General features: G+C 60.1%; 16 protein-coding genes. 3 read left to right on the plus strand and 13 right to left on the minus strand.

Features of this window, described 5'->3' with window-relative positions; genetic code table 11:
- The first annotated feature begins 370 nt into the window (after window positions 1-370).
- Window positions 371-616 (plus strand): response regulator, encoded by a 246-nt coding sequence (locus V5F68_RS24505; protein WP_171021014.1) that lies wholly within the window; start codon window positions 371-373, stop codon window positions 614-616.
- Between the two features lie 199 nt (window positions 617-815).
- On the opposite strand, the gene ftsH is transcribed toward V5F68_RS24505, so the two are convergent.
- The 8 genes from ftsH to trxC all read right to left on the minus strand — a co-directional run bounded on the left by ftsH (window position 816) and on the right by trxC (window position 7,426).
- Window positions 816-2,663, minus strand: a complete 1,848-nt coding sequence (gene ftsH / locus V5F68_RS24510) for an ATP-dependent zinc metalloprotease FtsH (protein ID WP_137901609.1) — start codon at window positions 2,661-2,663, stop codon at window positions 816-818.
- A 20-nt stretch (window positions 2,664-2,683) separates the two neighbouring features.
- Entirely contained in the window at window positions 2,684-4,066 is a 1,383-nt protein-coding gene (locus tag V5F68_RS24515; RefSeq protein WP_137901569.1) for a DegQ family serine endoprotease, read from the minus strand.
- 107 nt (window positions 4,067-4,173) lie between these two features.
- Window positions 4,174-4,539 (minus strand): SPW repeat protein, encoded by a 366-nt coding sequence (locus tag V5F68_RS24520; protein ID WP_137901570.1) that lies wholly within the window; start codon window positions 4,537-4,539, stop codon window positions 4,174-4,176.
- Window positions 4,540-4,622: 83 nt separating this feature from the next.
- Entirely contained in the window at window positions 4,623-4,925 is a 303-nt protein-coding gene (locus tag V5F68_RS24525; RefSeq protein WP_137901571.1) for a DNA-directed RNA polymerase subunit omega, read from the minus strand.
- Between the two features lie 9 nt (window positions 4,926-4,934).
- The gene (locus tag V5F68_RS24530) at window positions 4,935-5,672 is read right to left on the minus strand and encodes an ETC complex I subunit (protein WP_137901572.1); all 738 of its coding nucleotides are present in this window, start codon (window positions 5,670-5,672) and stop codon (window positions 4,935-4,937) included.
- 72 nt (window positions 5,673-5,744) lie between these two features.
- Window positions 5,745-6,251, minus strand: a complete 507-nt coding sequence (locus tag V5F68_RS24535) for an Hsp20/alpha crystallin family protein (RefSeq protein WP_137901573.1) — start codon at window positions 6,249-6,251, stop codon at window positions 5,745-5,747.
- Between the two features lie 95 nt (window positions 6,252-6,346).
- Window positions 6,347-6,826, minus strand: a complete 480-nt coding sequence (locus V5F68_RS24540; RefSeq protein ID WP_137901574.1) for an Hsp20 family protein — start codon at window positions 6,824-6,826, stop codon at window positions 6,347-6,349.
- 162 nt (window positions 6,827-6,988) lie between these two features.
- Window positions 6,989-7,426 carry a thioredoxin TrxC gene (trxC, locus tag V5F68_RS24545; protein WP_137901575.1) on the minus strand — a complete coding sequence of 146 codons (438 nt, stop codon included), beginning with the start codon at window positions 7,424-7,426 and terminating at the stop codon, window positions 6,989-6,991.
- A 178-nt stretch (window positions 7,427-7,604) separates the two neighbouring features.
- Here trxC and V5F68_RS24550 point away from each other — a divergent pair, with 178 nt between their 5' ends.
- Window positions 7,605-8,336 carry a peroxiredoxin gene (locus tag V5F68_RS24550; RefSeq protein WP_137901576.1) on the plus strand — a complete coding sequence of 244 codons (732 nt, stop codon included), beginning with the start codon at window positions 7,605-7,607 and terminating at the stop codon, window positions 8,334-8,336.
- A gap of 12 nt (window positions 8,337-8,348) precedes the next feature.
- A complete protein-coding gene (locus tag V5F68_RS24555) occupies window positions 8,349-8,639 on the plus strand; it encodes a glutaredoxin family protein (RefSeq protein WP_137901577.1) in 291 nt (96 codons plus the stop codon).
- A 160-nt stretch (window positions 8,640-8,799) separates the two neighbouring features.
- Here the strand turns inward: V5F68_RS24555 and V5F68_RS24560 are convergent, their stop codons facing one another.
- The 5 genes from V5F68_RS24560 to V5F68_RS24580 all read right to left on the minus strand — a co-directional run bounded on the left by V5F68_RS24560 (window position 8,800) and on the right by V5F68_RS24580 (window position 12,025).
- The gene (locus V5F68_RS24560; protein ID WP_394016025.1) at window positions 8,800-9,138 is read right to left on the minus strand and encodes a hypothetical protein; all 339 of its coding nucleotides are present in this window, start codon (window positions 9,136-9,138) and stop codon (window positions 8,800-8,802) included.
- Between the two features lie 358 nt (window positions 9,139-9,496).
- On the minus strand, window positions 9,497-10,012 hold the full coding sequence (locus V5F68_RS24565) for a nucleotide exchange factor GrpE (RefSeq protein WP_137901579.1): 516 nt from the start codon (window positions 10,010-10,012) through the stop codon (window positions 9,497-9,499).
- Window positions 10,013-10,201: 189 nt separating this feature from the next.
- Window positions 10,202-10,690: a phosphate-starvation-inducible PsiE family protein gene (locus tag V5F68_RS24570; RefSeq protein WP_137901580.1), complete on the minus strand. Its 489-nt coding sequence runs from the start codon at window positions 10,688-10,690 to the stop codon at window positions 10,202-10,204.
- A 39-nt stretch (window positions 10,691-10,729) separates the two neighbouring features.
- On the minus strand, window positions 10,730-11,113 hold the full coding sequence (locus tag V5F68_RS24575; RefSeq protein ID WP_137901581.1) for a chaperone modulator CbpM: 384 nt from the start codon (window positions 11,111-11,113) through the stop codon (window positions 10,730-10,732).
- The gene (locus tag V5F68_RS24580) at window positions 11,114-12,025 is read right to left on the minus strand and encodes a DnaJ C-terminal domain-containing protein (protein ID WP_394016026.1); all 912 of its coding nucleotides are present in this window, start codon (window positions 12,023-12,025) and stop codon (window positions 11,114-11,116) included.
- Window positions 12,026-12,286: the final 261 nt, after the last annotated feature.

Here is a 12,286-nt window from a genome sequence, read left to right on the forward strand (position 1 = left end):
CTTCCTGATTGATCTCGGCCCTCGTGAGTCACGACATTTAGAGGCTGCCGGCGCCATCAACCTTGCCCTCTAAACTCGCCCGCAGCCGGGTCAGGGGCTGGCCGGGTGACCAGCCATCAGACATCGCTCTCCGCGCCCGAAGCGTCGCAATCCCTCGCGTAGGTGCTCAAGCGGTGGCTTGCTTCATCAGGTGTCCCTTGCGGCCCACCTTGGCCCCCCGCGGGGGGCCGGCGTCGCGGCATCGCAAAAGCGTCCGCGTCTCTGGGACGGGGGGAACCAAGTAGAAATGACGACCGATAAATAGCCGAAATGGCTAGGACTACTATGTCGGTGATTTAGACCCATGACCGTGCCGAGTGGAGGACGTGCAATGAAACCGTTGCGCATCCTGGTTGTCGAAGACGACTGGCTTGTCGCGTTGGATCTCAAGCATATGCTCGAGCGACGCGGGCGCGAGGTTGTAGGGACGGCCGCAGACGCAACCGAGGCCCTCGCAGCGGCGCTGCGAACTTCGCCCGACTTGGCGCTCGTTGATGTCAATTTTCGTGACGGACCTTCGGGTGCGAGTATTTCAGCGGCGGTTGTTAGGGAGACGAAAACGCCTGTGATTTTGTGACCGCCAATCCGGAGGCCCTCCCGGGGGATTTTGCGTGCGCATTGGGCGCCATTGAGAAGCCATGGGGGCCGGAGGTCATCGACGAAGTTCTCCATTTTATAGGCCGATACCGAACCGACCCTATGACGCCACCTCCGTCACGAATGATCTTGCCGGCCTCACTGCGCGGTCCTTCTCGCTTCGCGCGTGCGACCGCCGCTTAGCATGCACCTGTGCGTACCTGAGTGCCTTCTCCAGGGGACGTCTGTTCCGCTAGCTCGGTGAGTTCGCTTTCTTCGAGAGTCTCTTTTTCGAGCAGCGTCCGGGCCACCCGGTCCAATGACTCGCGTCGCTGCTGCAACAGGCTGACGCTCCTTGCGAAGGCTTCTTCCACGATGCGCTTCACCTCTTCGTCAATTTCGGCGGCCGTCTTCTCAGAGTAGGAGCGTTCCTCCGGACCGTAGTAGGGCTGATCGGTTCCAATAAATGAGCGGCGGTCCTTTTCAAGAGCCACGTGGCCGAGTCTTTCGGTCATGCCATATCGCGTGACGATGGCGCGCGCGATATCAGTGACCTTGGCCAGATCGTCGGCGGCACCCGTTGAAAGGTGGCCGTAGATGATGTGCTCGGCAGCCCGTCCGCCGAGCAATACCGCCATCTTGTTCTCCAACTCTTCGCGGGTCATCAAGAAGCGATCCTCGGTCGGGCGCTGTATCGTGTACCCAAGGGCGCCCACCCCTCGTGGAATTATCGAGACCTTGTGCACCGGATCGACCCCAGCCAGCGCCATGGCGACCAGCGCGTGGCCTGTCTCGTGATAGGCGACGATCTCGCGTTCTCTCGGGTTGAGGAGCCGGTTGCGCTTCTCTAACCCTGCAACGATGCGTTCGACGGCGTTGTTGAAGTCTTCCATGCTCACTGCATCGGCTTTGCGCCGGGTTGCCAGCAGCGTCGCCTCATTTACGAGGTTGGCCAGATCGGCTCCGGTGAAACCGGGCGAGAGCGCGGCGATCTTATCCGCGTCAACGTCGGGCGCGAGCTTGGCTTTCTTCAGGTGCACGTTCAGGATCTGGATACGGCCGGCCTTGTCAGGCCGGTCCACCAAGACCTGGCGGTCAAAGCGGCCGGCGCGCAGCAGAGCAGGGTCAAGGATTTCCGGGCGGTTGGTCGCTGCCAAAAGAACGAGACCGGTCGACGAGTCGAAACCGTCGAGCTCGACCAGCAACTGGTTAAGCGTCTGTTCTTTCTCGTCGTGGCCACCCACAAGCGGTCCGAGACCCCGCGCGCGGCCGAGCGCGTCGAGTTCATCGATAAAGATGATCGCGGGCGCCTTGGCACGCGCCTGCTCGAACAGATCGCGCACCCGCGCTGCGCCTACGCCGACGAACATCTCGACGAACTCAGAACCTGAGATGGAGAAGAAGGGCACGCCGGCCTCGCCGGCCACGGCCTTAGCCAGCAGCGTTTTACCCGTTCCAGGCGGACCGACAAGCAGCACGCCCTTCGGCATGCGTCCGCCAAGCCGGCCGTACCCGCGGGGATCTCTTAGGAAGTCGATGATCTCCTTGAGTTCATCTTTGGCCTCATCGACGCCGGCGACGTCCTCGAAGGTGACGCCGGTGTCCTTCTCGACATAGATTTTTGCTCTGGACTTGCCGATCTGCATCAGCCCACCACCGATGCCGCCACCCACCCGTTTGAGCATGAACATCCAGATGCCAAGAAAGATTACGACCGGGACAACCCAGGACAGGAGGTCTCGCAGGAACGTGCTCTCGATCTGGCCGCTGACGACGGTACCGTGCTGCTGAAGGTCGCGGGCAAGGTCGGGCTCGACGCGCGTCGTGATGAAGAAGGATCGGCCCTCGACGGGCTCCTTGAAACGCCCTTGGATAAACCGGTCCGATACTGCCACCTCTGCGATCCTACCATCGCGAACATAAGTCTCAAATTGACTGTAGGGAATTTGAGCAACTTGAGTGGCGGTCGCGTAAAGGTACTGAAACGCCATCAGTAAAAAGAACGCGCCGATCCAGTACCAAATATTGAACTGGGTCTTCCTGTCCATCTCCATTCAGTGCGCTCCAATTACCTGATGATCAGAAGCATACGCGCGCCGTTGCGTACAAGTTCAACGGCGAGGGTGCTCTTCCGATCGGCGGTCCAGCGACGGACATCATTGATCGATGTCACCGGCGTGCGATTGATCGCCAAAATCATGTCTCCGCGCATCAGACCAGCGCGCGCGGCCCGGCTTCCCGGAGCGACGCTCTCCACGACAACCCCTCCTGCGCCAACGTCCCGCGCCTCCTCGGCGGAGGCGTTTCGCAAGTTTGCCCCATCAAAAGGCGTTCCAGTCAATTGCGACGAGGCCCGCTGCGCTCCTTCGATCCGCACACTGATGTCGTGCCTACCGTCATTTCGCACGACCGACAGCCTGACGTTCGAGCCGGCAGGTGTGAGGCCGATCCGGTTACGCAAGTCTGTGGAGCTGTGAAGGGCACGGCCGTCTACAGCGGTCACGACATCCCCAACCTTCAAACCGGCATGTTCGGCCGGCGACCCCGCCTCAATATTGCTGATCACCGCTCCGCGCAGGTCCCCGAGGCCAAGCGCCTCCGCGAGATCGGGGGTTACATCCTGAATGCCGATGCCTATCCTACCGCGACGGACCTCGCCATGGTCGATCAGCTGGTTCATCACAGCCAGCGCCATGTTGCTTGGCACGGCGAAACCTATGCCAACGTTGCCACCGGCGGGACTCAGGATTGCTGTGTTGATTCCGGCGAGCTTGCCGTCGAGCGTAATTAGCGCACCTCCCGAGTTTCCCGGATTGATCGAAGCGTCCGTCTGGATGAAATCCTCATAGCCCTCATTGTTAATCCCACTGCGCCCAAGGGCGCTGACGATGCCGGACGTCACCGTCTGACCGAGGCCAAACGGATTACCAATGGCGACAACGTAATCGCCGACTTTGAGACGATCGGAGTCGGCTATCTCCAAGGATACGAGGTTTCGGCTCTCCACCTTGAGAAGGGCAATGTCCGTGGCCTGATCGGATCCGACAAGCTCGGCACGGAGTCGGCGGCCATCCTTGAGCGTCACCGTGATTTGGCCAGCATTATCCACCACGTGGTGATTGGTGATGACATAACCCTTGCTGGCGTCCACGATCACGCCCGACCCTGCGCTCATGCGCTGCTGGGCCGGCGGCTGATCCGGAAGGTCAAAGTACCGTCGAAAGAATGGATCGTTGTAGAGTGGGTTGGAGGCGGTCGGCGTTTCCGAGATGACGGAGATATTGACCACCGCCGGGGTAACGCGTTCTAGCAACGGCGCGAGCGTAGGGAGTTGCCCTGCCAATCCGGGAACGACCTGTCCAAAGGCGCTAGGGGGAATGCCCACCGCGGCTACGAAGATCGTAAAGAGAACAATGATCGACCGATGTACGATTGTGACTCTCTTGCTCATGAATTCCCCCATGATAGCTCAACGACCGATTTCGTCCTTTCCGCTTACGGTCAGACGGGACGCCTGAAGCTCGGCCCGGAATGAACCCGGCCGAGCTTGGCAATTCGTCATACAGCGGACCAAGTACGGTTGTGGGCAAACCAGATGCAGGCGCCCGAAACCAACGCCACCACGACGCCTGCGATTACGTGGGCCCACATGGCGGGCGTCAGGGCCGAGAACCCAAGGGCCCATGGCGCCACGAGTGCCCACAGGCCAGCCACCCCGTTGATCCACTCCTCGGCCTCGTGGAACGCAAAAAGGGCTGAAACCGCGATCACCGAGATTGCTGCGCCGATGACCCAGGCATTCCAGGCGGCATAGGCATCAGAGGTGAAGCCTAGATACCAGGGCGACAGCAGAAGACCGAGACCGGCAACGAGACTAATGATATCGAAGGCCCGCGGGCCTTTTAAAGACACCGATTTCACCATTGGTTATTCCTCCTTGTTGGTTGGATCCATCATGCGCAGATCGTTAAATGCCCCACCGAAAAGTGATCCCGCGATGACGATCATCAATGAACGTTCCAGCCACGAGAGACCGCTGCAGTGGCCGCGCGGGCAGGGAGCTGGTGTCGGGCCGGCGACGGCAGCGACCGCGCGGCGTCGCGGTCAAGCTGGCAGAGGTCAAGCTCGTCCCTCGTGAAGACGCCGGCCGCGATCTCTTGCAGTGCGAGGTCGACGATGTCCGTGGTGGGCCGCTCGAGCCGAGGGTCGCTCCCCGTCTTGAGCGCCCTGCTCCGCGCTGCGGCGACGACCGTCAGCGCGAAGCGATTCCGCAAGACCTTCTCGCAATCGAAGACGACGAATGGGTCCATGGTCGCACCTCACGCCACCTTTCGTGTCGCGCGAGCATCGTTCGCAGCGACCCGACGTTCGAGCGCAAGCAACGCCTGTTCGACCTCATCAAGCCGCGTCGGGCGATTGTTCTCGGGCATACCCTCGTTGGTCGCCAGATCGATCAAGTACTCGGTGTAGGCCCAGTTCATCAGAATCGATCGTTTGGCCTCTAGCGACAGCGCGGCGTCAGCCAAGACATCCATTGGCGACGCCCATGTTTCCGGACCTGCAGGATCGTTCCGATTCGCGGCGCCCTCCAGAGCCTGTCCGTACTTTCGCTGCAGGTGCGACAACCCAAGCTTCGCCAGCGTCGCGTCGGAGAAGGGATGGTTTATGTGCGCCCCTGGCGTGCTCGTATGCCGGGGGGCCTGCCGCCCTCTCTCGATGACGTATGACAAGCCTTCCCGCTCCGCGTAATGAACCGCAGATTTCAGAGTTGGAAAGCTGAGCTCGACCTGCGTCAGTGTATCGTCACTGCCGGTCCAGCCCATGAGGGGCTCGATGAAAGGCGCGCTCCGCGGCTCGAAGCGCAGCTTCCAGCCTCTCGTGCGAGCCGTTCCCGACGTCATCACCGAGCGGGACGGCTTGTAGATGTGCGCAACCGCGTCTTCAGGGAACAACGAGCGCCCCATCGATGGTGGCGACGTGCGGTTGTCGTTAGAGAACTGTGACCGCGTCGGTCCAACAGATCCAGCATTCAGGGTGTGTCTGATATTCTCCGTCATTGCTATCCCTCCCAATTTGGCGAAGGATCGCGTCGGTGGCGGCCTGCTGGCCCACCACCTACGCGATATGCGTTAGCTCTTGATCGCGATACGCTTCACCTGCGACTGGGCCTTGGCGCTCTTGGGGAGGACGATGCTCAGCACACCGCTCTTGAAGCGCGCGTCGATCTTGTCCTCCTCGACCTCAACCCCGAGGGGGATGCGGCGCTCGAAACGTCCATAAAAGCGTTCGGAGAACTGTTTCTCCTTGTCCTCGGTCTCGGAACGCTTCTCGCCTTTCAGTGTCAGCACGCCGTCATCGATCAGAACCTCGACGTCCTTCTCCTCAAGGCCAGGGATCTCGGCGGTCACCTTGATCTCCTTGTCAGTTTCGGAGATTTCGACGCTCGGCCAAGCACCGGCGAAAGACGACAACGAACCAAGCGCCGGCAACCGGCTGTCAAAGCCGCGAAAAACGTCGTCGAACAGTCGGTTCACCTCGCGATGGAGGGACAGGAACGGATTGCGATCATCGTCGCGATAAACGGAAGGGGTCTGACTATTGTTGCGGCCCCAAGGGATCAAGTCACGGACACTCATGGTTCTTCTCCTTTCTGTTCATTAGTTGGCAAAATCCTCCCGCGGACGCCGGCCGCGCTGGCCGACGCCACGGAGTCACCACACTGGCGGACGCTTTAGGCGGCCAGTCGCTCGGGCTCAGCCTGCCCGACGTTAACCCTCGCCATATTGTCGCTGGTCGCGATGGCGATGCGGCGCGGCTTCATCTCGTCTGGAATTTCGCGCTGCAGGTTAATGGTCAGCAGACCGTTGACGAGGCTGGCGTCTACGACCTTCACGTAGTCAGCGAGCTCAAAGCGGCGCTGGAAGGTCCTTGCGGCAATACCGCGATGCAGGTACTGCGCACTCTGGTCCTCGCCGGACTTCTGTCCCGCCACCGTGAGCATATTCCGCTCCTGCGTGATGGTCAGTTCGTCTTCGGTGAATCCAGCCACCGCCATCTCGATGCGGTAATCGTCGTCACCCGCCTTGACGATGTCGTAGGGCGGCCAACCATCGAGAGTCGCGACGCGACTGGCATTTTCAAGGGTATTAAGCATTCGGTCAAAGCCGACGCTCGACCGAAAGAGGGGAGACAGATCAAACGCGGTGCTCATAGCCACATTCTCCTTTGAGCAACATGGATACAAGTTCAGTTCCGGATCGAGGCGACTTCGGCCCCTCGATCCCAACCGGCCCCGATAGTGGCGACCGGCGTTTGGTGATTTAGTTCAGCCTGTTACGGGTTCAAGGGGTGCACTGTCCTGATTTGCCCCCGCTCATGCTGCGAGGCGCTCGACCCACCCGCGTAGCGCTGGCGCGTCCGTCAACCCGGCCTGCCGCGCCACCACCTTGCCCTCCCGGAAGGCCAGCAAAGCAGGAATTCCCTGGATGCCATAGCGCCTTGCAGCCTGGGGATTTTCGTCAACATTTACCTTGGCGAACCGAACGCGCGGCTCAATCGATTTCGTAGTCTGGGCGTAGACCGGCGCCATCGCACGACAAGGGCCGCACCAGGGAGCCCAGAAATCCACCACAATGGGAATGTCTGAATTCGCGACGTGCCTCTCCAATCGCTCGGAAGTTAGATCGATTGGAAGGCCCTGGAACAACTTAGCGTGGCAACGCCCACACTTTGCGGCCTCGGCCGGCCGATCGGTCGGCACGGCGTTGATACTGTCGCAGTTCGGGCATACGACCCGGCGTTTCTCCGTCATCTTTGGTCTCCTTGCACAAGACGTCTTGCCTTCACACTTGGTCAGAAAATGCGTTGTTTCCTCGGGCAGCTTTATTGGCATGTGCCGTGGACCGCACTTATATCGATGTCGTGGTGCCGGCGGACAACCACGGCACTTCGTCAACCAACGGAAAGGATCTAATTGAAGAGGTTTAGCTATGGACAGCCACACTGGTCAGTTGAATGTCCGGCCGAGCCGTATTGAGCAGCTCGAAGCCGATTTCGCCGCACTCGCACCGAAGCTACCCGACGGCGCCGAAAGGAAGGCGCTTTCGCTGCTCCACGGCATGGTTCAGGAGCTCTGGCGGGTCCAGACGTTAGGCAGCGGGAACCACTCCCGGTCGGGACCTACCATCGAGGACATTGTCGACCTCCATGAGCACGCACCCGCGATGGAAGGTGACGCGCTCAACACCCCGCTTGCCGTGGGAGAACAAGCGCCCGACTTCGCGCTCCCTGATGCAAATGGTCGGACCGTGCGCTTGTCTGATTATAGAGGGCGTCGCGTCGTTCTCGCCTTCTATCCGCTCGACTGGAGCCCAGGCTGCAGTCGCCAGCTTGATCTCTATCAGCACGAGCTCGATGAGTTCGGCAAACGTGGCGCCGACGTGGTCGGGATTTCCGTCGATAGCCTGTACAGCCACGGTGCCTGGGCGGCTGTGCGGGGCTTGACCTTCCCGCTGCTGGCCGACTTCAATCCGAAAGGGGATGTTGCCCGGCGTTATAAGGTCTGGCGCGAGGCTGACGGATTCTCTGAACGAGCCCTATACGTCATCGATGAGAATGGGGTCATTCGCCACTCTCAAGTGTCACCCAAACTCCAGCACGTGCCGGACATCTACGATCTGTTCGACGCGCTGGATCGGCTGGCGACCCCCAAGGCAGCTTGAGGAGGATGCACCATGTATGCGTCGACGTACTCTCCTGTTCTTAGGCGGCCACAGACCGCAGATGTAGCGGTTTACGGCAGCAGATGGTGCGGCATTACCATGATGGTGCGCCGGCATCTCGATCGCGCCGGGGTACCCTATCGATTCATCGACTGGGAGGCCCATCCAGAAGCACGAAGTCAGCTCGAATGGATCGCGGGTGGCCGGATCGGAAGCCCGACGGTCACGATCGGGGGCCAGGTCCTCGTCCAACCATCGTTGCGTGAACTGGATTGGGCCTTGAGCCGTGCCGGCTACCGTTGATCGGCGTTCTATCAAGCAGATCGGCAGCCGAGATCAAAGTCTCGGCTGCTCGGGCCGGGCGTTGCGCACATCGCAGTGGCGGTGCGTGAATCGAAACGAAGGCGGAGCCAGCGATCTGTCGCCATCGGCTCGAAACAGACGTTGCGGGCGCCACGGGGCGTCAAGGACGACGACCGCGCTGCTTCAGGTGCTCCCGCGCCTCGCGTTCCCGGATCTCCTGTGCGGTCTCAAGACAGGCGAGCAGTTCCACATAGCTGGGCGTGGCACCCAGCGAGCTAAGGCTGACGCAACGGGAGCGATCCCGCGCGTCGAACTTCGACCATGATGCCTTCAGGCTGTTGAGTGCCTCACGCTCGCGTTCGATGCATCGCTGCCGGTAGTCAGGTTCTTGAAGAAGCTCCGCGATCCCGCGACAGAAGCGCTCGGCGCTATAATTCGGTACGGGCCCTCCCGTCAGGACGACAAGCGACACGGCGGCTCCTTGGAGCACAGACAGCATGATACTTCACCAGCAGGTGGCGCGACGTCTGTCGAAACGCGCCGACGTGACTTCGTGTAAGATCTCGTACCCAACACGCAGGTAATTGTTCTCTTTGCACAGGATACGGTACCGACGCCTCATGTTGACGCAGACAGTTCTAAACATCGTTTTCATCTCGCATATGAGCGTTGCCACAGCATTTCCGTGGTTTGCTCTGCAGAGCGTTTTGCTTCGGAGGTCTTTCTTGAGCCCAGAGGCGATCTGGGGCAGAGCCGACCTGGGGGCGCAACGCAATGTCTTTCCGGACGTGGGATGAGCGACTCCGGCGGTGCCAGATCGCGCTGGTGATCCAGCAGAAATCTCTTCGCTCTCGACATCAGCCATCGGCCTTCTCCTTAGCCACCGATACCCGCGCCGGTCGGAGAAGACGTCCGCCGATAGTAAAACCGTCCTCCAAGACCTCCGTTACCGTTCCTGGCGGATGCGACTGATCGGCCGATTCCATAAGGGCTTCATGAATGGTTGGATCGAAACGCGTCCCGAGAGCCGAAATCTTTTTGATTCCAAAGCGCTCGAGCGTTTGGAGAAAGAGCCGTAACGTAGAGGCCACGCCCTCCGTCAACGCATCGCCGGGCTGGCTTGGTGTGGCCGTCTTAGCATCGATTACGCGTTGGAGATTGTCGACGACAGGCAGCAGCTCTCGCGCAAACTCGGCGACCGCAAACTTGCGCGTCTCCTCAGCCTCTCGGTCAGCGCGTCGCCGAACGTTTTCAGCTTCTGCTAGTGCTCGCAGCAATCGATCTCGAAGTGCGGCGTTCTCAGCTAGCAACGTTGCAGCGTCTATAGCGTCAGTGGCGACAAGCTCATCTTCCTTGCTATGTGGCGATGACATGCTACCTCCCGATGCACCTCTCTTGGACCTGCGCGGCGGTCCCATCCTCTGCCGGCCGCCGCTCCGGTAGTTTGGCCGTGACGAAAGGGCGCCGCCCTGACGACCGTCAATTCTCACACGCCTGCGTGCTTCTGGGGGATCCCCGTTACAAAGAGCAATGTCCCTCCGGACCGGGGGGCGGAGACCCGATCATGTTGGACTGCCTTCCTGCTTGTCGACTTCATCTTTCCGATCCTGATCGCGAACAAGCCAATACACGGAACCAAGCGCGACGATCGCTGCAGCCAGAGAAAACACGTGGGCCGCCGTGGTCGCGGAAATATCGATTATGATAAACTTCCGAATGACGGCCAGCATCGCGATCAGGACTACGGTACGGACCTGGACCACGCCCTGCTGGCGTCGGACCATTATTAAGATCGAGTGTTTGAACTCCAGCGCGATGATAACCGTCAGAATCATTCCGAAGACGGTTTGGAAAACGGTGGGATCGGTCGGATCAAAACTCGATAAAATGAGGCTGAACAGCACTTTCGCCGCGAGATGCCAAACTGCCGAAGCGATCACGACAATGATCAACCCGGTCAGGATCAAGACGACGACTTGCTCGAATCTCTCGTAGGTGCTCGCTAAGCGCCATCCCGCGGTATTTATATCGAACCTTTCAAGCAGTTTCATAGCTTATCCCGTGCCATAGGTTTGATGTAGATCAGGCGTTCAATCGGAAGCCTCGCGACGCGGCTCGTTCCTTATTGATCGCTCTGGCCCCTTAAGCTGAATCGGGCGCTGGCTGCGCATCTCTGAAAGGATGCGGTGCTGCAGATCAGCCTGCTGTATCCCAATTGCTCCGCATAATTCGCGCAACGTCTTTCGCAACCCATGCATCTGGTCGATCAGGTCAAGTATGATCGCGACGCCTTCTTCATTTACGCCAAGGTCGCCCCGAAGGTCCTGTATCAGCTGAGCACGCGAAACATCGATCTCAGAGAAAGCCGGTCCTGTCCCCGTCCGTCGGGGGCGCAACCATCCTTCTGCGACCCACGCTTCGACTACGTCCTGACTAAGTTGCACCCGCACCAGAAACTCATTGAACTCCAGCATTCATCCTCCCATCCCGTTTCGCGGGTCCTGGGCCTTGCCGACGGCCCATCCCCGCACGAACTGCTCGAGCTCTGCGTCCGGCTTGTCGGGCAGTACGACTTTGAGTTTGACATATTCGTCGCCGCGCGAGCCGTCGTGGCGCGAAACGCCCTTCCCGCGTAAGCGCAAGATGGTGCCCGTATTGGAGCCCTTCGGGACGCTCATTGTCACGGCTCCAGTAGCGGTCGGGACCGAGATTTTTCCGCCTAGCACGGCCTCGGTTAGCGAAATCGGGAGCTCCAGATGGATGTCGTCTCCGTGTCGCGTGAAGAAGGGATGGGGATTGACGATGATCTCGATGAAGGCGTCGCCGGGCGGCCCCCCGCCGACGCCAGGGTTCCCTTTGCCCGCGAGCCTTAGCATTTGACCTTCCCGCGCGCCTGGCGGAACGCTCACATCGACAGTTGAGCCATCAGCTAGGGTGACACGGCGAACCGTTCCGTTGACCGCTTCAAGGAACTCTACTGGAAGGCGATAGCGCGCATCCTCGCCACGCATTTTCAAATTAAAGCGTCCACCCCGACCGAAAATGCTGGAGAAAAGGTCGCTATCATCGCTGAAATCGGAGAAACCTTCCGCCGTCGCATAAGGATGGTCCCCGGCGGCCGCGCCCGCATAGTCGCGATAGTAGCGCTGCCGCGGACGTTCCTGGCCGGAGGCATCGATCTCGCCGCGATCGAAACGCGCACGCTTCTCGGAATCACTCAGCAGGTCGTAGGCGGCAGATGCTGCCTTGAACTGCTCCTCGGCCTGCTTGTTGCCAGGATTGAGGTCCGGATGAAGCTTCTTCGCGAGCTTGCGATAAGCCTTTTGGATCTCGTCCTGGCTGGCGTTCTTCCCGACACCCAGCACTCTGTACGGATCTTCGTTCAATCCAACACTCCATGACGAGTCAATCGGGTCTGAATGTCGCCTCACGATATAAGTGGCTTAGCGGTTAACGCGAGACCGGTCCCCGACCAGGTGATGTGGCGATGGCTGCTCCCGAATATCCCGCCTCGCCGATTCACACGGCCGAGGCAATGACGGTCGTCAGTTCATCGCGGAATTAAACGCGGCACAATATTGAAAGCCCACCCCGCTTTCGGAATGCCCGGGAATTCAGAGGGAGAGCTCCACTCGGACTTGCGTGTC

The sequence above is a fragment of the Roseixanthobacter pseudopolyaromaticivorans genome (assembly GCF_043195145.2).
In the GTDB taxonomy this organism is placed as follows: Bacteria; Pseudomonadota; Alphaproteobacteria; order Rhizobiales; family Xanthobacteraceae; genus NCEH01.

Coding starts and splice junctions, on each gene's coding strand:
- V5F68_RS24525 (WP_137901571.1), bottom strand. CDS start 4,925: ATGGACCCATTCGTCGTCTTCGATTGCGAGAAGGTCTTGCGGAATCGC.
- V5F68_RS24520 (WP_137901570.1), bottom strand. CDS start 4,539: ATGGTGAAATCGGTGTCTTTAAAAGGCCCGCGGGCCTTCGATATCATT.
- V5F68_RS24530 (WP_137901572.1), bottom strand. CDS start 5,672: ATGACGGAGAATATCAGACACACCCTGAATGCTGGATCTGTTGGACCG.
- V5F68_RS24535 (WP_137901573.1), bottom strand. CDS start 6,251: ATGAGTGTCCGTGACTTGATCCCTTGGGGCCGCAACAATAGTCAGACC.
- V5F68_RS24550 (WP_137901576.1), top strand. CDS start 7,605: ATGGACAGCCACACTGGTCAGTTGAATGTCCGGCCGAGCCGTATTGAG.
- V5F68_RS24515 (WP_137901569.1), bottom strand. CDS start 4,066: ATGAGCAAGAGAGTCACAATCGTACATCGGTCGATCATTGTTCTCTTT.
- V5F68_RS24560 (WP_394016025.1), bottom strand. CDS start 9,138: ATGCTGTCTGTGCTCCAAGGAGCCGCCGTGTCGCTTGTCGTCCTGACG.
- V5F68_RS24505 (WP_171021014.1), top strand. CDS start 371: ATGAAACCGTTGCGCATCCTGGTTGTCGAAGACGACTGGCTTGTCGCG.
- V5F68_RS24555 (WP_137901577.1), top strand. CDS start 8,349: ATGTATGCGTCGACGTACTCTCCTGTTCTTAGGCGGCCACAGACCGCA.
- V5F68_RS24575 (WP_137901581.1), bottom strand. CDS start 11,113: ATGCTGGAGTTCAATGAGTTTCTGGTGCGGGTGCAACTTAGTCAGGAC.
- V5F68_RS24565 (WP_137901579.1), bottom strand. CDS start 10,012: ATGTCATCGCCACATAGCAAGGAAGATGAGCTTGTCGCCACTGACGCT.
- trxC (WP_137901575.1), bottom strand. CDS start 7,426: ATGACGGAGAAACGCCGGGTCGTATGCCCGAACTGCGACAGTATCAAC.
- V5F68_RS24570 (WP_137901580.1), bottom strand. CDS start 10,690: ATGAAACTGCTTGAAAGGTTCGATATAAATACCGCGGGATGGCGCTTA.
- V5F68_RS24540 (WP_137901574.1), bottom strand. CDS start 6,826: ATGAGCACCGCGTTTGATCTGTCTCCCCTCTTTCGGTCGAGCGTCGGC.
- ftsH (WP_137901609.1), bottom strand. CDS start 2,663: ATGGACAGGAAGACCCAGTTCAATATTTGGTACTGGATCGGCGCGTTC.